Below are 20,400 nucleotides of genomic sequence, written 5' to 3' on the forward strand. Positions count from 1 at the left end.
GAACGCAAGGCGAAACCGCAATACCGTGGAGTACCTGATGACCTCGAAGTACCGTTTGGCCCTTTCCCCCCTGCAGGTCGGGCCGGTCACACTGCCCAACCGCCTCGTGCGGACGGCGCACGCCACGCTCTTCTCGCGCGGCCAGGTGAACGACGACCACATCCACTACCACCTGGAGCGGGCGCGGGGCGGGATCGGCCTGACCATCCTGGAAGGCGTGTCGGTGCACCGTTCCTCGACCTTCTCCCTGGGCCTGGAGGACGACGCCGGCATCGCCCCGCTGAGCCGCCTGGTGGAGGCCATCCGCCCGACGGGCATGAAGCTGTTCCAGCAGCTCTGGCACGGCGGCAACGTCGAGCCGGCCCCCAACGGCGGGCCGCCCTGGTCGGTGACGGCGCTGCCCGGGCGCTACTCGCGGATGCCGCCGGTGGCCATGTCGCCGCGGCAGATCGCCGAGCTGGTCCACGCCTACGCCGCGGCCGCGGTGCGCCTGGCCAAGGCGGGGATAGACGGCGCGGAGGTGCTGGCCGGCAACGGCTACCTCATCTCGCAGTTCCTCTCGCCGTCGCTGAATACCCGCGGCGACGCCTACGGCGGCAGTTTCGAGAATCGCCTGCGCTTCCTGGAGGAACTGCTCGGCGAGGTGCGCGCCCAGGTGCCGGCCAGCTTCGCGCTCGGCGTGCGCATGGGCGCCAGTTCCGATCCGGCGATCCTCTCGGCGCAGGACGTGAACGCCGCGATCCTCCAGCTCCAGGCGAAGGGGCTGATCGACTTCGTGAACATCTCCCAGGGCGACTACTACTTCCACGTCGAGCGCTATGCCGCGATGGACCAGCCCGCGGGCTACCAACTGCCGGCGATGCGCGAGGTGGGCAAGGACGTCAGCGTGCCGCGCATCGTCGTCGGCCGCTTCGGCACCCTCGACGACGTGGAGCAGACGCTGCGGGCGGGCGATGCCGAGATGGTGAACCTCGTGCGCGCCACCATCGCCGACCCCCATCTGGTGCGCAAGGAAGTCGAGGGGCGCTCGCTGGAGGTGCGCCCCTGCATCGCCTGCAACCAGGGCTGCATCGGCGGCCTGTTCTCCGGCCGCATGAGCTGCACGGCGAACCCGACGGTAGGCCACGAAGGCCGCCTCGGCGAACACCTGATCGTCCGCTCCGGCCAGCCGCGCAAGGTCGTCGTGGTGGGCGGCGGCCCGGCGGGGATGGAGGCTGCCCGCGTCTCGGCGCTGGCGGGCCACGAGGTCACCCTGGTCGAGGCGTCGTCCGACCTCGGCGGGCAGATCAACCTCGCCAAGCACCTGCCGAAGAACCATGGCATCGGCGACCTGACCAACTGGCTCGAACGCGAGGTCTTCCGCCTCGGCGTGCAGGTGAAGCTGTCCACCTACGTGGATGCCGCCGAGGTGCTGGCGATGCAGCCGGACGTGGTGATCCTCGCCACCGGCTCCATGTCGGCCGCCGCCGACGCCTTCGTGCAGACCGCCGCGCCCCAACTGCAGCTGGACATCGAGCCCGGCGCGCGGGTGGTCTCCTCCGAGGACCTGGTGCTCGGCGCCGCCGGCGAGCTGGGCGGCAGCGCCGTGGTGGTGGACGACATCGGCCACTACGAGGCCATCGGCTGCTGCGAGATGCTGCTGGAGCGCGGGCTGGACGTCACCTACGTGACGCGCCACGCCTCCTTCGCGCCGGAGATCGACAAGACCGGCAGGACCCAGGCCGCGCTGCGGCGCTTCTATGCCCTGGGCAACTTCCGCCTCCTCACCAGCTCGGTGGTGGTGGCGATCCAGCGGGACGCGGTGCAGGTGCGCCCCATCGACGGCTTCAGGCCGGAGAGCGTGAAGGCCGACACCACCGTGGTGGTGGCCTATCGCGAGGCGCTGCGGGAGCTGTGGGACGAACTGGTGGACGCCGGGCCGCAGCTGTACGTGGTGGGGGATGCCCTTTCCCCCCGCGACCTGGTCTGCGCCATGCGCGAAGGCCATTTCGCCGCGCGCTCGATCGACGAGCCGCGGATCGAAAGCCTGTGGAACAACATGTGAACCCGTGAGCCACCCGGCCCGGAACGCTTCGCGAAGGCCACCGGCGGCCCCGGCGGCTTCGCGGTCAACTGCCCAGCTACAGGGAGAAAGCCCAGCCATGCCACTCGATCCGGAAATCGCCGTAATCCTGAAGTCCCTGGAGGGCATGCCGCCCATGGAGCGCATGAGCCTGGCGGAGCTGCGCGCGAGCGTCGCGCCCGTTGCGCCGGAGCGTCGCGCGCCGGTCGCCGCGGTCCGCGACCTGGTGGCGGGCCTGGGCATTCCCCTGCGGCAATACACGCCCCTGGAGCTGGCGTCGGACAGGCTCATCGTCTACTTCCATGGCGGCGGCTTCGTCATCGGCGACCTGGAAACCCACGACCACCTGTGCCGCGACCTGGCCAACGCCAGCGGTTGCAGCGTGGTGGCGGTGGACTACCGGCGGGCGCCGGAATGCCGCTTCCCGATACCGCTGGACGACTGCATCGCCGCCGTCCGCTGGATCGCCGCCAACGACCGGGAACTGGGGGTGAGCACCGAGCGCCTGATCCTGGCCGGCGACAGCGCGGGCGCCAACCTGGCGACGGTGACCGCCCTGCGCTTGCGCGAGGAGGGCGGCCCGCTCCTGGTCGGGCAGCTGCTGGCCTACCCGGTCACCGACTACCACACGCCGGCCACCCCGTCCTACCTGGAGAACGCCGAGGGCTACTCGCTGACGCGCAACGCGATGATCCGTTTCTGGCAGGACTATGTCGCCACCCCGGAGCAGGGCTGCCAGCCCTACGCCGCGCCCCTGCGCGCGCCGTCGCTGGCCGGCCTGCCGGCGGCGCTGGTGATGACCGCGCAATTCGACCCCCTGCGCGACGAAGGCGACGCCTATGCCGGGCGCCTGGCCGAGAGCGGCGTGGCGGTGACGCACCTGCGCTACGACGGCCTGATCCACGGCTTCCTGCGCATGGCCATGGTCAGCCGGCGTGCGCGCGAAGCGTTCGCCGACATCCGCCGCTGGGTGGACAGCCTGCCCTGAGCCGGGCGGATGCCTGGGCCGGGCCGGCGCCAATACAGCGGTTTCCCTCCCTTGTTCCACCCAACCCTTGTTTCACCCAACCAAGGAGTCAAGGTATGAGTCGTCCTGTCGTGCTGGTAACCGGTGGCGCCGGAGTGATCGGCCGTGCGATCACCCAGGCGATGATCGCCGATGGCTGGCGAGTGGTCTGCCTGGATCGCGCCGGCGCCATCGACCAACTGGAACATGAGGAGTTCGTCACCCCCGTGGCCTGTGACATCACCGACCACCAGCAGCTGGCCTCGATCGTCGCCCAGTGCGGCGAACTCGCCGCGCTGGTCAACTGCGCGGGCATCGTGGAGTTCGGGCCGCTGATGGACACCGACCTCGAATCCTGGCGGCGCACCTTCGAGGTCAACGTCACCGCGCCCTTCGCGCTCATCCGCCTGGCGGCCCCGGCCCTGGCGCGCAGTGGCCGCGGCGCCATCGTCAACATCACTTCCATCACCGCCAGGCGGGCGAGCGTGGGGCGCGCCGCCTACGGGCCGTCCAAGGCCGCCCTGGAAGGGCTGACGCGCCAGGCGGCGGTCGAACTCGCGCCCCTGGGCATTCGCTGCAACGCCGTGGCGCCCGGGCCGGTGGAAAGCCCGCTGTCCATCGCCAACCTGTCGGCGAAGGACTATGCGGACTACGTCGCGAGCATTCCCAGCGGGCGCTTCTCCAGCGCGGCCGAAGTGGCGGATGCGGTGGCCTACCTGTGCTCCGGGCGCGCCGGCTCGGTCACCGGCCAATGCCTGGCCGTGGACGGCGGCTGGCTCGCCGCGGGGGCGGGGATGTGGCGCCTGCGGGAAACCGCGGGGCAGCGCTGACGGGAAGGGCGCATGCCGGGCAGTTGCCCGGCATGCGCTGCGGGGGCTAGTCCTGGGCGGACGGCGCGACCTGCTCCAGCACGCGCAGCCCGGTGGTCCAGCTCTGCACGCCCAGGCAACTGACGATCTGCATCACCTCCACCAGCTCGTCCACCGTCGCCCCATGGCGCAGGGCGTTGGCCATGTGGATCCGCGCCCCCTCCCCATGCAGATGGGTGGTGGAAACGTCGATGGCGACGTAGATGAATTCGCGGACCTTGGGTTCGAGGGTGCCGGTCAGCCAGGGCGCCGAGGAAAAGTCGGCATAGGCGTCGAAGAACTCGGGGTGGGCCTGCAGCATGTCCTCCAGCAGCTCGCTCCAGTACTGCCGGCCGGCGGTGAACTTGTCCCGGACCTGTTCCGCCCTGGCGCGCTGTTCGGCCGACGCCTCGCGGGCCTGGCCGCCGCCAAGCTCGCGCATCAGGATCGGGGCGCCCAGCATGAAGCCGTGCATGCCCAGCACCGAGGCCATCTGCAGGACTTCCCGGACCTGCTCGCGGGTGGCGCCCTGGTCGAGCGCGCATTTTATCTGCACACCCAGTTCCCGTTCGTTCAGGTGCGTCACCGCGGCGTTGGCAGCGATCAGCACCAGGTGCCGCACGCGCGCCTCCAGCAGCGGCGGGCGCGGGGAGGGGAAGCAGAGCCGGAGGCAGGCCTCGAAGAACCCCGGATCGGTATCCAGGGCGCGCTGCAGGTCGTCGTTCCAGTAGCCTTGCAGTTTCACGAAGGCGTCTTTGAGTGGGTTCAATGCGGTCGTCCTCGCTTGGGTTCGAGGCGCCCGCCGCGGCGGCAGGCGCCGGTGGCCGGGGCTAGTCCTGCTGCAGGCTCTGGCAGGTCATGCCGGTGCTGCTCATGCCGCCGTCCACGGCAAAGGTCTGGCCGGTGATGTAGCTGGCGGCGGGGGAGGCCAGGAATACGGCGACCTCGGCGATCTCCTCGGGGCTGGCCACCCGGGCCAGCGGAACGCTGGCGGTGATGCTGCGGCGGAAGCGCTCGTCGTAGGTGGCGGCGGTCATCGCCGTCGCCACCGAGCCGGGGGCGATGGCGTTCACCAGGATGCCGTGCTCGGCCAGCTCCAGGGCCATCACCCGCGTCGCGGCGATCACCGCGCCCTTGGAGGCCGCGTACGCCGTGCGCCCGGGGAAGCCCAGCAGGCCGGCCGCGGAGGCGACGTTGATGATCCGCCCGCCGCGGCCGAGCATGCTCCGCGCCGCCTCCCGGGCGACCAGGCAGGTGCCCAGCAGGTTCACCCGCAGCAGGCGCTCGAAGTCCTCGGGCTCGGTGTCGAGGAAGGGCTTGTTGAGCAGGATGCCCGCGCTGTTCACCAGGACGTCGACCCTGCCCAGCTGCGCGACCAGGCTGCGGACGTTCCCGGCGTCGCCGACGTCCAGCGCGAAGGGCCTGGCGTTGTCGCCCAGCTCGGCGGCCAGCGCCCTGGCCTGTTCGAAATGGATGTCGGCGATGGCGACCTGCGCGCCCTGGCCGATGAATAGCCTGGCGACGGCCGCGCCTATTCCGCTGGCGCCGCCGGTGATCAGGACGGTCTGCTTCTCTGCTTGCATGGGGGTTCTCCCGGGGTGGATGGAAACGGCATCGACCCCGGCGCGGCCCGTTGCCCGCCGGGAGCCGACACCTTCGCTCGCAAGGTCGGGCCTGCTCAGCGCCTGCCGAGCAGGGCCCTGATTTCGTTGGCGGTGTAGCGGATGGCCTCGGCGCTGCCGGGCAGCAGGTCGACCATCATCATGAAGGCGTGGATCTGCCCCTCGAAGCGGCGATGGGCCACCGGCACGCCCGCTTCGCGCAGCCGCGCGGCGAACGCTTCGCCTTCGTCGCGCAGCACGTCGTGCTCGGCGGTGAGGATGATGCTCGGCGGCAGGCCGGCGACGCTGGGCGAGCGCAGCGGCGCCACTTGGGGGTCGCTGCGCCGGCTGGCATCGGGCACGTAGTGGTCCCAGTAGTAGCGCATGACTTCGGCGGGCAGCAGGACCTGCATGTCCGGGTCGAGGTAGGACGCGGTCTGGAAGTCCGCGTCGGTCACCGGGTAGATCAGCACCAGGCCCCGTATGCGCTCGCCGCCGCGCTGGCGTTCGCGCAGGGCCACGCAGGCCGCCAGGTTGCCGCCGGCGCTGTCGCCGGCCAGCAGCAGCGGCAGGTCGCTGCCGAAGAGCGCCCGGCGCTGTGCGGCGACCCACTCGAACCCGGCCCAGGCATCCTCCAGCGGGATGGGGAAGGGGTGTTCCGGGGCCTTGCGGTAGCACACCATGACGATGGCGCAGCCGCTCTGCGCCGCGAGGTTGCGGCACATGGGCTCGAATTCGTCGTTGCTGCCGACGACCCAGCCGCCGCCATGGAAATAGACGATGACGCCCAGAAGCTCGCCTTCCGGGCGAAGCAGGCGCAGCTCGATCTCGCCGCCCGCGACCGCCAGCCTGCGGTTCTCCCGCAGCGCCAGCCCGGCCCCCGGGCCGAGCAGGCCCTTCAGGCCCGCCAGGGCATCGCGGGCTTCCTCGGGCGACATCAGGTGCCTGGGTTTGCGGGCATTGAGCCGCGCGGCAGTGACGAAATCTTGCGTACTGGGATCGAGTGCCATGGGCCGCATCCTCTTCTTGTCATGCATGATCGGACCCGCCCCGACGCGAGTCGCAGGCGGTCACGGCCATCTTTCCATAGCAGGCTGGGGATGCGGCTTTGACGAGGGCTGCGGCCCGTGCAATGGAATGCCCGTCCGGCCTCCATCGCACGGCGCCCGATGCGTCGGGCGTTGCCGTCAGCTGTAGCGCGACTGGGCGAGGTCGCGGGCGATCTGCGCCGCGGTGCGCTGCAGGGGCGCCAGCAGGGTCTTGCGCGCCTCGGTGAGGTTGACGGCGCTCTTGAGCAGCATGACGTTCATGGTGGCGAACAGCTCGCCCTCGTGCATCACCGGCACGCCGATGGCCCAGACGTTGCTGGCGAAGACGTCGCGGCTGTACTCGCTGCTCATGACGGCGAAGCCGTCCTTGCGGATCTTCTTCAGCAGCTTTTCGAGCCGCACGGGGTCCTGGGCGAGCTGGTTCCATTCGCCGGGGCTGGCGGCCAGGTTCTCGATGATCGAGCGGCGTTCCTCCTCGCCGCAGAACGCCAGGTAGGCCAGGCCGATGGAGGTGGCCAGCATGGGCGAGCGGAAGCCGGGCTGGCGGTTGAACGACAGCGGGCCGCTGCCGCGAGACGTCTGCACCACCACCATGGCGTCGAAGTCGAACAGGGCCAGGTCCGAAGGCCAGCCGATGGCGTTGCGGAAGCGCGCCAGGGTCGGCTCGGCGACGCTGGCGAGCCAGCGCGACCTGTCGTAGCCCTGGCTCAGCAGGAGCGTGCGCGCGGTCACCGAATACAGCGCCCGCTCCTGGTCCCTGGCGACGTAGCCCTCATGGTGGAGGGTTTCCAGCATGCGCACGATGGTCGCCTTGTCCAGCCCGGTCTGCCGGTGGAGCGAAGCGACGGTCGACTGCTTCTCCTCGTTGATGACGCGCAGCACCCTGAGCGCGCGGACAACGGCCTCGACCGGTTTGAAAGATGGCTTGCGCAGGTTCTTCACGGGGCGTCCTTGAGTCTGGGGCATGGGGGTTGGGGGCTTGTCGCCGGAGCGGGGCGGCAGCCTTCGCCGGGCCCGCCGAATACCGAACTACGGAACAACGCGCAGATAGCGTGGCTGACGGGGGGATTTTAGCGGCATCGTCGATTGAAATGAAATTTCAGATAATGAAATATCGATTTCAACCTCTGGCACGCAGCGAAGGCAACACGAAAGGGGGCGCCACATGATTGCTGGAACCAGCGCACGACACGGGGCCGTCGGGACTGCGGTGCGACGCGTCCGCCAGCGCCGGGCCGCCGTGATCCACGCGTTGCTCCTGGGTGTCGTGCTGGGGCAGCCGCCGCTGTGGAGCGGTGGCGCCGCGCTGCGATCCGGCCATGACGGCAATGCCGGCGGGCGAGAGGCGCGGGTGGCCCAGGCCAGGCTGGCACTGCAGCAACCCCTGCTGCCCGGACGCGAGCCCGGGCAGCACGAGGGCCAGGCGCGGCGTGGCGACTTGAAGCGTTATGCAACTGACATGGCTCGGCTGTGAGCGGCATGTCGGGTAATCGGGAGAACGGGATGTATTCGTCTGAAGAGCGTTTGGAAAATATCCGCATGATCCGCGACAGCGCCTCGGCCTTCGCCCCGGCGGGCGAGCTGGCGCGGGTGCGCGGGCTGCGCTACCAGGCCCCAGGGTTCGACAAGGCGGTGTGGCGCGAGATGGCCGACAACGGCTGGCTCGGCCTGCCGCTGGCGGAGGCGCAGGGCGGCGCCGGCCTGGGCATGGCCGAATATTGCGCGCTGCTGGAAGTGCTGGGCGCCGCGCTGGTGCCGGAGCCTTTCGTGCCGGCGGTGCTGGCCGCGCGCCTGTTGAACGGCGAGCTGCTGGCCGCCCAGCTGACTGGTGAGCGCCTGCTGCTGCCTGCGCTGCAGGAGCAGTACGACAGCCTGGAACCGCAGGCCGGGGCTACGCGCCTGGTCGATGGCAAGGTCAGCGGCAGTAAGGTCTGCCTGCCCATGGCCGCCGGCGCCGATGGCTTCCTGGTCAGCACGGACCGGGGGCTGGCGCTGGTCGAGGTGGGGGCGCCCGGCGTGACCCTGTACCTCGCCCAGACCCAGGACGGCGGCCACCTGGGCAGCCTGCTGCTGGAGCAGGCCCCGGCCGAGCTGCTGCCGCTGGACGCCGAGGCCCTGGCCGACGCCCTGGACGAGGCCGCGCTGGGCACCGCCGCCTATCTGCTGGGCGCCGCCGAGCAGGCCTTCGCCCTGACCCTGGACTACCTGCGCACCCGCAAGCAGTTCGGCCAGGCCATCGGCAACTTCCAGGCCCTGCAGCACCGCGCGGTGGACCTGAAGCTGCAACTGGCCCTGTGGCGCGCCAGCCTGGAGGCCGCCGCGGCCGCCTGTGACGCCGGTGCCCCCGTGGCCCAGCGCCGCGCCGCGGTGTCGCGGGCCAAGGCGCGCGCCGCCGACGCGGCGCTGCTGGTCACCCGCCAGGCCGTGCAGCTGCACGGCGCCATCGGCTACACCGACGAGTGCGACGTCGGCCTGTTCCTGCGCAAGGCCATGAGCCTGGCCAACCTCTACGGCTCGTCCGCCCAGCACCGACGCCGCTACGACGCCTGCATGCCGCGCCTGGGCGACGCCTGACATCCGCTGGAGGAGAACGACAATGAGCGACAAACCGCAACTGCCCGACTTCAACGCGCTGAGCGACGACGCGTTCCGCCAAAGTGTGCGCGAGTTCCTACGGGCGAACTTCCCCGAGGAGCTGCGCGACCTGCCCAAGCGCCTGCACTGGAACGAGGTCAAGGACTGGTACATGACCCTCTCCGAGCACGGCTGGCTGTGCCCGGGCTGGCCCCGCGAGTTCGGCGGCATGGGCCTGTCGGCGGCCAAGCAGCTGATCTACACCGAGGAGTTCGAGAACTACGGCGTGGCCCGCACCCCGGACCACGGCATCATGCTGCTCGGCCCGCTGCTGATCCGCTACGGCTCGCCCGAGCAGCAGCAGTACTTCCTGCCGCGCATCCTCTCCGGCGAGCACATCTGGTGCCAGGGCTACAGCGAGCCGAACGCAGGCTCGGACCTGGCCAGCCTGCGCACCGAGGCCGTGCTCGACGGCGACGAGTGGGTGGTCAACGGCCAGAAGATCTGGACCACCCTGGCCACCGACGCCGACTGGATCTTCCTGCTGGTGCGCACCGACAAGACGGCGAAGAAACAGGAGGGCATCAGCTTCCTGCTGGTGCCGATGGACAGCCCCGGCGTGACCGTGCGGCCGATCCTCAACCTCGACCTGCACGACGAGCTGTGCGAGGTGTTCTTCGACGACGTGCGCGTGCCGCGCGGCAACCTGGTCGGCGAGATGAACGCCGGCTGGACCATGGCCAAGGCGCTGCTGGGCTTCGAGCGCATCTTCCTCGGCTCGCCCAAGCAGTCGGCCAACGCGCTGACGCGCCTGGAGCTGCTCGGCGAGCACCTGGGGCTATCCGACGACCCCGGCTTCCGCGACCGCCTGACGCGCCTGCGCCTGGACCTGGACGACCACAAGCTGCTGTTCGAGAGCTTCGCCGAGCGCCTGCGCCGCGGCGAGAGCCTGGGCGCCGACGTGTCGCTGCTCAAGGTGCACCAGACCGAGCTGTTCCAGCGCATCACCGACTACATGCTGGAAATTTCCGGCGAGTACGCCGCGCTGCTGGAGCCCATCGAGGGCAACGGCAACCTCAACCCCACCGGCCTGTTCCTCCAGGCGCGCCCCGCGACCATCTACGGCGGCAGCTCGGAGATCCAGCGCAACATCCTGGCCAAGGCCGTGCTCGGCCTGTAAGCGAACGACGGAGAGAACGACATGCTCGACAACAAAGTAGTGGTGGTCACCGGTGCCGGTGGCGGCATCGGCCGGGCCATCGCGGTGGAAATGGCGCGCGCCGGCGCCTCGGTGGTGATCAACGACGTCGGCGTCTCGCTGGGCGGGGAGGGCGGCTCGGCCACCCCGGCGCAGGAGACGCTGAAACTGATCGAAGGCTTCGGCGGCCGCGCGGTGATCAACACCGACAGCGTCGCCGAGTGGAGCGGCGCGCAGCAGATCGTCGCCTGCGCCATGGACAGCTTCGGCCGCATCGACGGCGTGGTGAACAACGCCGGGATCATCCGCGACGTGATCTTCCACAAGATGAGCGTGGAGGACTGGCTGTCGGTGATCCAGGTCCACCTCAACGGCAGCTTCTTCGTCAGCCGCGCCGCCGCCGAACGCTTCCGCGCGCAGAACGGCGGGGCCTTCGTGCACATGGTCAGCACCTCGGCGCTGATCGGCAACGTCGGCCAGGCCAACTACTCGGCGGCCAAGCTGGGCATGGTCGCGCTGTCCAAGTCCATCGCCCTGGACATGCAGCGCTTCAACGTGCGCTCCAACTGCATCGCGCCCTTCGCCTGGAGCCGCATGACCAGCGCCATCCCCGACAGCACCCCGGAGGAGAAGGCCCGCGTCGAGCGCCTGAAGCAGATGACCCCGGAGAAGAACGCGCCGCTGGCGGCGTACCTGCTGTCCGACCAGGCCAAGGGCGTCAACGGCCAGGTCTTCACCGTGCGCCGCAACGAAATCTTCCTGATGAGCCAGAACCGCCCGGTGCGCTCGGTGCAGCAGGGCGAAGGCTGGACCGCGCAGAGCATCGCCGAGCACGGCATGCCGGCGCTGGCCGGCTCCTTCACGCCGCTGCAGGTCAGCGCCGACGTGTTCTGCTGGGACCCGGTCTGACCGGCCCGCTGCCACTGTATCCATGAGGTTGAGTTGATGAACGCTGAGCGTGCCCAAGAGAGCTACCAGGACATCCGTGAGGGCGTGCGCGCCCTCTGTGCGGAGTTCCCCGCCGAGTACTGGCGCAAGATCGATGAAGTGAAAGGCTTCCCCGAAGCCTTCGTCAAAGCCATGACCGAGGCCGGCTGGCTGTCGGCGATGATCCCCGAGGAGTACGGCGGCTCCGGCCTGGGCCTGGCCGAGGCCTCGGTGATCCTCGAAGAAGTGAACCACTGCGGCGGCAACTCCGGGACCATCCACGGGCAGATGTACAACATGTTCACCCTGCTGCGGAACGGCAGCGAGGAGCAGAAGCGCTACTACCTGCCGAAGCTCGCCAGCGGCGAACTGCGCCTGCAGTCCATGGGCGTCACCGAGCCGACCACCGGCACCGACACCACCAAGATCAAGACCACCGCCATGCGCCAGGGCGACAAGTACGTCATCAACGGCCAGAAGGTGTGGATCTCCCGCGTCCAGCATTCCGACTTGATGATCCTGCTGGCGCGCACCACGCCGTTGGCCGAGGTGAAGAAGAAGGCCGACGGCATGTCGATCTTCCTGGTCGACCTGCGCGAGGCCATCGGCAACGGCCTGACCGTGCAGCCGATCGCCAACCTGGTCAACCACGAGACCAACGAGCTGTTCTTCGACAACCTGGAGATTCCCGCCAGCAGCCTGATCGGCGAGGAGGGCAAGGGCTTCCGCTACATCCTCGACGGGCTCAACGCCGAGCGCACGCTGATCGCCGCCGAGTGCATCGGCGACGGCCGCTGGTTCATCGAGAAGGCCAGCCAGTACGCCCGCGACCGCGTGGTGTTCGGCCGCCCGATCGGGCAGAACCAGGGCGTGCAGTTCCCCATCGCCGAGGCGCACATCGAGGTGGAAGCGGCCGACCTGATGCGCTGGAAGGCCTGCGCGGAATACGACGCCGGGCGCAACGCCGGGGCGGCGGCGAACATGGCCAAGTACCTGGCGGCCAAGGCCAGCTGGGAGGCGGCCAACGCCTGCCTGCAGACCCACGGCGGCTTCGGCTTCGCCAACGAATACGACGTCGAGCGCAAGTTCCGCGAGACGCGCCTGTACCAGGTGGCGCCGATCTCCACCAACCTGATCCTGTCCTACGTGGCCGAGCACCTGCTCGAACTGCCGCGTTCCTTCTGAGGCGAATGCGATGACTGCCAACGATCTGGGCCCGCTGCAGGCCTGGCTGGGGCGCCAGGAGTCCTGCGAAGCGCTGATCACCCCGCAGATGCTGGAGGCCTACCGCGCCACCCTGGCGCCGCACCTGTGGGAAGACCAGGGTTTCGCCCCGCCCGGCCTGCACTGGTGCCTGGCGCCGAGCCCGGCGGCGGCGGGCATGGCCGAGCTGGGCGAGGACGGCCACCCGCGCCGTGGCGGTTTCCTGCCGCCGGTGCCGCTGCCCCGGCGCATGTGGGCCGGCGGCGAAGTGGAGACGCTGGCGCCGCTGCCCATCGGCGAGCCGATCCTGCGGGTGTCGAGCATCGACGACATCCGCTTCAAGGAAGGCCGCAGCGGCAAGCTGTGCTTCGTCACCGTCCGGCATGAACTGTCCTGCGCCGGCACCCTGGCCATCCGCGAGCGCCAGGACATCGTCTACCGTGGGCCGGCCTCTGCTGGGAACGTGCCAGTCGGGGGCGAACCGCGCGAAGGCGAGCGGCAATGCTGGGTGGAAACCCCGTCGACATTGCTGATGCGCTACTCGGCGCTGACCTTCAACGCCCACCGCATCCATTACGACCTGCCCTATGCCACCGAGGTGGAAGGCTACGCGGGCCTGGTGGTGCACGGGCCGCTGCAGGCCAGCCTGCTGTTCAACCTGGCCGCCAGCCATGCCGGGCGCGTGCCCCTGCGCTTCGCCTACCGCGGCCAGGTGCCGCTGATCGCCGGCCGGCCGTTCCGCGCGGCGGTGTCCTGGCAGCACAAGGGCGACAGCCTGCAGGCCTGGACCCAGGACGCCGACGGCAACCTCAACATGGAGGCCAGCGCAGCATGCTGAACGACGCCTTCCAGGCGCCGCTGGCGCCCCTGTTCGTACCCGGCGACCGCCCCGAGCGCTTCGCCAAGGCCGCCGCCAGCGGCGCCGATGCGGTGATCCTCGACCTCGAGGACGCCGTGGCCCCCGCCGCCCGCGCCGCGGCAAGGGAGGCCGTGGCCAACCACGGCATCGACGGCGTGCCGGTGATCGTGCGGATCAACGCCACCCGCACCGAGGATTTCCAGGCCGACCTGGCGGCCCTGCGCGAGGCGCGTTTCGACGTGCTGATGCTGGCCAAGGCCGAGGCCGCCATCGACGTCCGCCTGGTGCACTACCTGCTCGGCCGCCAGGTGCCGCTGATCGCGCTGGTGGAGACCGCCGGCGCCTTCGACGACCTGGCTGGCCTGCTGCGCGAGCCCGGCGTGGTGCAGGCCGCCTTCGGCTCGTTGGACCTGGCCCTGGACCTGGGCTGCCAGCCCAGCTGGGAGGCCCTGGCCTACTTCCGCGGCGCGCTGGTTTTGCAATCGCGCCTGGCCGGCCTGGCGCCGCCGCTGGACGGCGTCACCACCAGCTTCGACGACCCCGCCGCGGTGCGCCAGGACGCCCTGACCGCCAGCGGCCTGGGCTTCGGCGGCAAGCTGGCGATCCATCCGCGCCAGGTGGCGCCCATCCGCGAGGCCTTCCTGCCCGACGCCAAGGCGGTGGACTGGGCGCAGGCCGTGCTCGCCGCCGCCCAGAGCGGCGCCGCTGTCCAGCTCGACGGGGCGATGGTCGATCGTCCGCTGATCGAGCGTGCCCGCCGCATTCTTTCCCGTTCCAGCGTTACTGGAGAAAAACACCCATGAAAATCCTCGTCGCCGTGAAGCGCGTGGTCGATTTCAACGTCAAGGTCCGCGTCAAGGCGGACAACTCCGGCGTCGATCTCGCCAACGTGAAAATGTCCATGAACCCCTTCTGCGAAATCGCCGTGGAAGAGGCCGTGCGCCTGAAGGAAAAAGGCATCGCCAGTGAAGTGGTTGTCGTTTCCGTCGGCCCGAACGCCGCCCAGGAGCAGCTGCGCACCGCCCTGGCCCTGGGCGCCGACCGCGCGACCCTGGTGGAAACCAACGAAGAACTGAGTTCCCTGGCCATCGCCAAGGCCCTCAAGGCCCTGGTCGAGCGCGAGCAGCCGCAGCTGGTGATCCTCGGCAAGCAGGCCATCGACAGCGACAACAACCAGACCGGGCAGATGCTCGCCGCGCTGACCGGCTACGCCCAGGGCACCTTCGCCTCCAAGGTCGAAGTCGCTGGCGACAAGGTCAACGTCACCCGTGAAATCGACGGCGGCCTGCAGAGCGTTGCGCTGAACCTGCCGGCGATCGTCACCACCGACCTGCGCCTGAACGAGCCGCGCTACGCCTCGCTGCCGAACATCATGAAGGCGAAGAAGAAGCCGCTGGAGGTGGTCAGCCCGGACGCCCTCGGCGTGTCCACCGGCTCCACCGTCACGACCCTCAAGGTCGAGGCGCCGGCCGCCCGCAGCGCCGGCATCAAGGTCACCTCCGTGGCCGAACTGGTCGAGAAACTGAAGAACGAGGCGAAGGTGATCTGATGACTATCCTGGTAATCGCTGAGCACAACGACGGCGCCCTGGCCGGCGCCACCCTGAACACCGTCGCCGCCGCGCAGAAGATCGGCGGCGAGATCCACCTGCTGGTCGCCGGGCAGGACGTCGGTGGCGTGGCCGAGGCCGCCGCCCAGGTCGCCGGCGTGGCCAAGGTGCTGGTCGCCGACAACGCCGCCTACGCCCACCAGCTGCCGGAGAACATCGCGCCGCTGGTGGTCTCCCTGGCCGGCGGCTACAGCCACGTGCTGGCGCCCGCCACCACCAACGGCAAGAACTACCTGCCGCGGGTCGCCGCGCAACTGGACGTCGACCAGCTCTCCGAGATCATCGAGGTGGTCAGCGCCGACACCTTCAAGCGCCCGATCTACGCCGGCAACGCCATCGCCACCGTGCAGTCCTCGGCCCCGGTCAAGGTCATCAGCGTGCGCGGCACCGGCTTCGATGCGGCCAGTGCGCAGGGCGGCTCGGCCAGCGTGGAAGTCGTGAGCAGTGTGTTCGACTCGCGCAGCTCGGCCTTCGTCGGCGAAGAACTGGCCAAGTCCGACCGCCCGGAACTGACCGCCGCCAAGATCGTGGTCTCCGGTGGCCGCGGCATGCAGAACGGCGACAACTTCAAGCTGCTCTATGCCCTGGCCGACAAGCTCGGCGCCGCGGTGGGCGCTTCCCGCGCCGCGGTGGACGCCGGCTTCGTGCCCAACGACATGCAGGTCGGCCAGACCGGCAAGATAGTCGCGCCGCAGCTCTACATCGCCGTGGGCATCTCCGGCGCCATCCAGCACCTGGCGGGCATGAAGGATTCCAAGGTCATCGTGGCCATCAACAAGGACGAAGAGGCGCCGATCTTCCAGGTCGCCGACTACGGCCTGGTGGGCGACCTCTTCGAAGTCGTGCCGCAACTGCAGGCGGCGCTCTGAGCGCCCGGGAGACAACGACAATGAGAAGAGCAGCGATAGTCGCGCCGCGCCGTACCCCGGTCGGCGCCTTTGGCGGCAGCCTGCGCAGCGTGCCGGTGGAGCGCCTGGGCGCCGAGGTGGTCAAGGCCATCCTGGCGCAGACGCGCCTGGACCCGGCGCGCATCGATGACGTGGTGTTCGCCCAGTCCTACGCCAACTCCGAGACGCCCTGCGTGGGGCGCTGGATCGCCCTGGAGGCGGGCCTGCCGGTGAGCGTGCCGGGCATGCAGCTGGACCGCCGCTGCGGCGGCGGCCTGCAGGCCCTGGCCAGCGCCGCGATGATGGTGCAGACCGGCGCCGCCGACGTGGTCCTGGCCGGCGGCGTGGAGAGCATGAGCAACATCGAGTACTACTCCACCGACATGCGCTGGGGCGCCCGCGCCGGCTCCGTGACCCTGCACGACCGCCTCGACCGCGGCCGCGAGCGCTCGCAGCCAGAGCACCGCTTCGGGCGCATCTCGGGGATGATCGAGACCGCCGAGAACCTGGCCCGCGAATACGCCATCAGCCGCGAGGAGGCCGACGCCTTCGCCGCGCGCAGCCAGCAGCGTGCCGCAGCAGCCTGGGAAGCCGGACGCTTCGACGCCGAGATCGTGCCCATCAGCGTGCCGCAGAAGCGTGGCGAGCCCATCCTGGTGAACCGCGACGAAGGCGTGCGCGGCGACACCACGCTGGAAAAACTGGCCGGGCTGCGGGCGCTGGTGAAGGACGGCACAGTGACGGCCGGCAACGCCTCGCAGCAGAACGACGCCGCCGCCGCCTGCCTGGTGGTGGCCGAAGACAAGCTGGCCGAGCTGGGCCTGGAGCCGATCGGCTACCTGCACAGCTGGGCCGCCGCGGGCTGCGAGCCGGCGACCATGGGCATCGGCCCGGTGCCGGCGGTGCGCAAGCTGTTCGAGCGCACCGGCCTGGGCTTCGAGCAGATGGACCTGGTGGAGGTCAACGAGGCCTTCGCCTGCCAGGTGCTGGCGGTGCTCAAGGGCTGGGGCTGGAACGATGCGCAGCGGCTCAACGTCAACGGCTCGGGCATTTCCCTGGGGCACCCGGTGGGCGCCACCGGCATGCGCATCATGACCTCGGTGCTGCACGAGCTGCAGCGCCGCAAAGGGCGCTACGCCCTGGAGACCATGTGCATCGGCGGCGGCCAGGGCCTGGCGGCGATCTTCGAGCGGGCCTGAGCGGGAGCAGCCTGAGATGACGGAAGAAATCCGCCTGGAGGCGCTGGACTTCGCCGCCCTGATCCACCCGGGCGACCGGGTGGTGTGGGGGCAGGGCGGCGCCGAACCCACGGCGCTGACCGCGCGCCTGATGGCCCAGCGCGAGGCGATCGGCAGCTTCCGCGCCTTCGTCGGCATGAGCCTGTCCGCCAGCGTCGGCCCGGAACATGCCGCCCAGGTGCATTACCAGTCGTACTGCGGCGCCGGGCGCAACCGCCTGCTGGCGCGGGAGAAGCGCCTGGACATCCTGCCGTGCCACTACACCCAGCTGGCGGCGGCGCTGGCGCCGGTCGACGTGCTGCTGCTGCAGGTGGCCGAAGGGCCGGGAGGCTTCAGCTTCGGCATCGCCGCCGAATACCTGGTGCCGCTGCTGCGCAGCGCGCGGCTGGTGATCGCCGAGGTCAACGAGCAGGCGCCGTGGACCCACGGCGAATACCTGGACCCGCGCGACATCGACCTGCTGGTGCGCACCTCCAGCGCGCCGCTGGAAGTCCCGGCGGCGCCCGGCGGCGAGGTGGAGCGGGCCATCGCCCGGCACATCGGCGGCCTGGTGGAGGACGGCGCGACCCTGCAGATGGGCCTGGGCAGCCTGCCCGAGGCGGCGCTCGACGGCCTGCGTTCGCACCGCGACCTGGGCATTCATTCCGGCGCCATCGGCGACAAGGTGGCGGAGCTGATGGAGCTGGGCGTGATCACCAACGCGCGCAAGAACATCGACAGGGGCGTCACGGTCGCCGGGGTGTTGCTGGGCGGCGAGCGGGTCTACCGCCATGCCCACCGCAACCCGCGCATCCAGCTGCGCTCGACGGCCTACACGCATTCCCTGGCGGTGCTCGGCAGCATCGAGCGCCTGGTGACCATCAACTCGGCCATCGAGGTGGACCTGACCGGGCAGATCAACGCGGAGATCGCCGGCGGCGCCTACGTCGGCGCGGTGGGCGGGGCGATGGACTTCCTTCGCGGCGCCCAGGCCTCGCCGGGCGGCCTGCCGATCATCGCCTTGCCGGCCACGGCGCTGGGCGGTAGGCAGAGTAGGGTGGTGGAGTGCCTGTCCGGCCCGGTGAGCACGCCGCGGGCGGACGCCGCGCTCATCGTCACCGAATATGGCGTGGCCGACCTGCGCGGCTGCGACCTGCGCGAGCGAGCGCGGCGGATGCTCGCCATCGCCCATCCGGATTTCCAGGAATCGCTGGCCCGGGCGGCCGGGCTCTGACAGCGAACGCGCCAGCCGGCCGTGGCGCCGGCCGGCAAGCGCGCTCTTGAACGGGGAGTATTCATTCGGACCGTACGATCGAAAAAGAAATCTGTACTGAAAAGCATGGTCCGTACGGCGGGCGAGGAATAGCATTCGATGCCGCGTCCCTTGGTGAATCTCTGAGGAGGTAACTGGACATGAAATCGGTGAAATTCGACAACGGCCCGATCGGGATGGCCGCCAACCTGCACTTGCCGGCCGGCTTCGACGAGCGCAAGACCTACCCGGCCATCGTCGTCACCCATCCCGCCGGCGGCGTGAAGGAGCAGACCAGTGGGCTTTACGCTGCCAAGCTGGCCGAACTGGGTTTCGTCACGCTGGCATTCGACGCCTCGTACCAGGGCGAGAGCGGCGGCGAGCCGCGCCAGCTGGAGAATCCCTATGCGCGCGTCGAGGACATCAGCGCCGCCATCGACTACCTCACGACCCTGCCCTACGTCGACCCCGGGCGCATCGGCGCCATGGGCATCTGCGCCGGCGGCGGCTATACCGTGACGGCCGCCCTGGGCGACCGCCGCATCAAGGCCGTGGGCGCCGTCAGCGCCGCCAACTACGGCGCGATCCTGCGCAACGGTTGGGAAGGGCGCGACGACCTCGGCGGCGCCTTCGCCATGCTGGAGAGCGCCGCGAAGGCCCGCACCGACGAGGCCAACGGCGCCGCGACGGGCTACTACCCGATCGTGCCGAAGACCGCCGAGCAAGCGCCCAACGCCGACCTGGCCGAGGCGGTCGAGTACTACCGCACCCCGCGCGCCCAGTGCCCCACTTCGCCGAGCATCGCGCCGACGCAGAGCCTGATGCAGCTCGTCACCTTCGACGCCTTCCACCTGGTGGAGCTGTTCCTGACCCAGCCGATCCAGATCGTCGCCGGCGAGCAGGCGGGCACGCGCTGGATCAGCGAAGACCTGTTCCGCCGCGCCGCGAGCAAGGACAAGCACCTGCACATCGTTCCCGGCGGAACCCACATCGGCATGTACGACAAGCCGGAACTGGTGGGCGAGGCCATGGCCAAGCTCGGCCCGTTCTTCAAGGCCCATCTGTAATGCGCCGCTACGGGCGCCGACATTCGAGGAACCTTCCATGAGCCAGATGCAATCCGTCACCTTCAAACATGGCGCCTGGGACGTGGCCGCCACCCTGCGTCTGCCCGAGGGCTTCGATGCCGGCAAGCGCTACGCCGCCATCGTCTGCGCCCACCCGATCAGCAGTTGCAAGGAACAGACCGCGGGCGCCATCTATGGCGAGGCGCTGACCCGGGCCGGCTTCATCACCCTGGCCTTCGATGCCTCCACCCAGGGCGCCAGCGGCGGCGAACCGCGCTTCAGCGAAGACCCCGCCACCCGCGTCGAGGACTTCCGCTGCGCCGTGGACTACCTGGTGACCCTGCCCTACGTGGACGAGGAGCGCATTGGCGTGCTGGGCGTGTGCGGCGGCGGCGGTTACGCCGTCAGCGCGGCGATGACCGAGCGCCGCTTCAAGGCCGTGGGCACCGTGGTCGCCGCCAACTATGGGCGCCTGATGCGCGAAGGCGACATGACGCCCGACGCCGCGCTGAAGACGCTGGACGCCATCGCCAGGCAGCGCACCGCCGAAGCGCGCGGCGCCGAGCCGCTGATCGTGGGCTACATCCCCGCTTCGGAAGCGGAGCGCGCCAAGGTCGGCATCGACGACATCGACATCGTCGAAGCCGTGCAGTACTACACCACGCCGCGCGGCCAGCAGCCGGGCTCGCCCAACAAGCTGCGCTTCACCAGCACCGCGGCGGCGGTGGGCTGGGACGCCTTCCACTTCGCCGAGGTGCTGCTGACCCAGCCGCTGCACATCGTCATCGGCGGCGTGCCGGGCGGCTTCGGCTCCTACCGTGACGGCCTGGAGCTCTATGGCCGGGCGCGCTCCAGCCAGAAGAGCATCCAGATCGTCGCAGGCACGAGCCACTACGAGCTGTACGACCAGCCCGAGGCCACCGGCCAGGCGCTGGCGCAACTGGTGCCCTTCTACAGGAAGCACCTGGGCGCCTGAAGCCAAGGCCCTGCGCAGCGCCGACGACGGCGTTGCGCGGGGCCGTTTCGACATTCATCCGCCCA

Annotated in this window: 19 protein-coding genes; 15 read left to right on the top strand and 4 right to left on the bottom strand. The window is 70.0% G+C overall.

What is annotated here, in order from left to right; genetic code table 11:
* The first annotated feature begins 37 nt into the window (after positions 1-37).
* The 3 genes from ACTWJ5_RS10620 (at position 38) to ACTWJ5_RS10630 (ending at position 3,898) form a co-directional block, all read left to right on the top strand.
* Positions 38-2,044: an oxidoreductase gene (locus ACTWJ5_RS10620; protein WP_249919505.1), complete on the top strand. Its 2,007-nt coding sequence runs from the start codon at positions 38-40 to the stop codon at positions 2,042-2,044.
* Between the two features lie 97 nt (positions 2,045-2,141).
* Entirely contained in the window at positions 2,142-3,050 is a 909-nt protein-coding gene (locus tag ACTWJ5_RS10625; RefSeq protein WP_444438445.1) for an alpha/beta hydrolase, read from the top strand.
* A gap of 95 nt (positions 3,051-3,145) precedes the next feature.
* Complete coding sequence (locus ACTWJ5_RS10630; RefSeq protein WP_256514811.1) at positions 3,146-3,898, top strand: SDR family NAD(P)-dependent oxidoreductase; 753 nt, start codon at positions 3,146-3,148, stop codon at positions 3,896-3,898.
* A 46-nt stretch (positions 3,899-3,944) separates the two neighbouring features.
* Here ACTWJ5_RS10630 and ACTWJ5_RS10635 read toward each other — a convergent pair whose 3' ends face one another.
* The 4 genes from ACTWJ5_RS10635 to ACTWJ5_RS10650 all read right to left on the bottom strand — a co-directional run bounded on the left by ACTWJ5_RS10635 (position 3,945) and on the right by ACTWJ5_RS10650 (position 7,508).
* The gene (locus ACTWJ5_RS10635; protein ID WP_444438447.1) at positions 3,945-4,685 is read right to left on the bottom strand and encodes a carboxymuconolactone decarboxylase family protein; all 741 of its coding nucleotides are present in this window, start codon (positions 4,683-4,685) and stop codon (positions 3,945-3,947) included.
* A 61-nt stretch (positions 4,686-4,746) separates the two neighbouring features.
* Positions 4,747-5,499, bottom strand: coding sequence for an SDR family NAD(P)-dependent oxidoreductase (locus tag ACTWJ5_RS10640; RefSeq protein WP_444438449.1), 753 nt, complete (start codon positions 5,497-5,499; stop codon positions 4,747-4,749).
* A 95-nt stretch (positions 5,500-5,594) separates the two neighbouring features.
* Positions 5,595-6,527, bottom strand: coding sequence for an alpha/beta hydrolase (locus tag ACTWJ5_RS10645; RefSeq protein WP_444438451.1), 933 nt, complete (start codon positions 6,525-6,527; stop codon positions 5,595-5,597).
* A 177-nt stretch (positions 6,528-6,704) separates the two neighbouring features.
* Positions 6,705-7,508 carry an IclR family transcriptional regulator domain-containing protein gene (locus tag ACTWJ5_RS10650; RefSeq protein WP_444438453.1) on the bottom strand — a complete coding sequence of 268 codons (804 nt, stop codon included), beginning with the start codon at positions 7,506-7,508 and terminating at the stop codon, positions 6,705-6,707.
* Between the two features lie 561 nt (positions 7,509-8,069).
* On the opposite strand from ACTWJ5_RS10650, the gene ACTWJ5_RS10655 reads away from it, so the two are divergent.
* From ACTWJ5_RS10655 to ACTWJ5_RS10710, 12 genes are all read left to right on the top strand, one after another.
* On the top strand, positions 8,070-9,140 hold the full coding sequence (locus ACTWJ5_RS10655) for an acyl-CoA dehydrogenase family protein (RefSeq protein WP_444438455.1): 1,071 nt from the start codon (positions 8,070-8,072) through the stop codon (positions 9,138-9,140).
* 40 nt (positions 9,141-9,180) lie between these two features.
* Positions 9,181-10,320 (top strand): acyl-CoA dehydrogenase family protein, encoded by a 1,140-nt coding sequence (locus ACTWJ5_RS10660; protein ID WP_444439566.1) that lies wholly within the window; start codon positions 9,181-9,183, stop codon positions 10,318-10,320.
* A 21-nt stretch (positions 10,321-10,341) separates the two neighbouring features.
* Positions 10,342-11,247: an SDR family oxidoreductase gene (locus ACTWJ5_RS10665; protein ID WP_253391764.1), complete on the top strand. Its 906-nt coding sequence runs from the start codon at positions 10,342-10,344 to the stop codon at positions 11,245-11,247.
* 36 nt (positions 11,248-11,283) lie between these two features.
* Positions 11,284-12,450, top strand: coding sequence for an acyl-CoA dehydrogenase family protein (locus tag ACTWJ5_RS10670; RefSeq protein ID WP_444438457.1), 1,167 nt, complete (start codon positions 11,284-11,286; stop codon positions 12,448-12,450).
* A gap of 10 nt (positions 12,451-12,460) precedes the next feature.
* Positions 12,461-13,306 (top strand): FAS1-like dehydratase domain-containing protein, encoded by an 846-nt coding sequence (locus ACTWJ5_RS10675; RefSeq protein ID WP_256514818.1) that lies wholly within the window; start codon positions 12,461-12,463, stop codon positions 13,304-13,306.
* Positions 13,300-14,130, top strand: a complete 831-nt coding sequence (locus ACTWJ5_RS10680; RefSeq protein ID WP_444438459.1) for an HpcH/HpaI aldolase/citrate lyase family protein — start codon at positions 13,300-13,302, stop codon at positions 14,128-14,130. Before ACTWJ5_RS10675 ends, ACTWJ5_RS10680 begins: the two co-directional genes overlap by 7 nt.
* Positions 14,127-14,876, top strand: a complete 750-nt coding sequence (locus ACTWJ5_RS10685) for an electron transfer flavoprotein subunit beta/FixA family protein (protein ID WP_256514820.1) — start codon at positions 14,127-14,129, stop codon at positions 14,874-14,876. Before ACTWJ5_RS10680 ends, ACTWJ5_RS10685 begins: the two co-directional genes overlap by 4 nt.
* Entirely contained in the window at positions 14,876-15,805 is a 930-nt protein-coding gene (locus ACTWJ5_RS10690; protein ID WP_074985899.1) for an electron transfer flavoprotein subunit alpha/FixB family protein, read from the top strand. The genes ACTWJ5_RS10685 and ACTWJ5_RS10690 overlap by 1 nt, the downstream gene beginning before the upstream one ends.
* A 20-nt stretch (positions 15,806-15,825) precedes the next feature.
* A complete protein-coding gene (locus ACTWJ5_RS10695) occupies positions 15,826-17,022 on the top strand; it encodes an acetyl-CoA C-acetyltransferase (RefSeq protein WP_074985901.1) in 1,197 nt (398 codons plus the stop codon).
* 16 nt (positions 17,023-17,038) lie between these two features.
* Positions 17,039-18,274 carry an acetyl-CoA hydrolase/transferase family protein gene (locus tag ACTWJ5_RS10700; protein ID WP_074985903.1) on the top strand — a complete coding sequence of 412 codons (1,236 nt, stop codon included), beginning with the start codon at positions 17,039-17,041 and terminating at the stop codon, positions 18,272-18,274.
* A 179-nt stretch (positions 18,275-18,453) separates the two neighbouring features.
* Positions 18,454-19,359: an alpha/beta hydrolase gene (locus ACTWJ5_RS10705; RefSeq protein WP_074985906.1), complete on the top strand. Its 906-nt coding sequence runs from the start codon at positions 18,454-18,456 to the stop codon at positions 19,357-19,359.
* Positions 19,360-19,396: 37 nt separating this feature from the next.
* Positions 19,397-20,335, top strand: a complete 939-nt coding sequence (locus ACTWJ5_RS10710) for an alpha/beta hydrolase (protein ID WP_074985908.1) — start codon at positions 19,397-19,399, stop codon at positions 20,333-20,335.
* The last annotated feature ends 65 nt before the right edge of the window (positions 20,336-20,400 follow it).

This window comes from Pseudomonas sp. A6 (assembly GCF_052367875.1).
In the GTDB taxonomy this organism is placed as follows: Bacteria; Pseudomonadota; Gammaproteobacteria; order Pseudomonadales; family Pseudomonadaceae; genus Pseudomonas; species Pseudomonas citronellolis.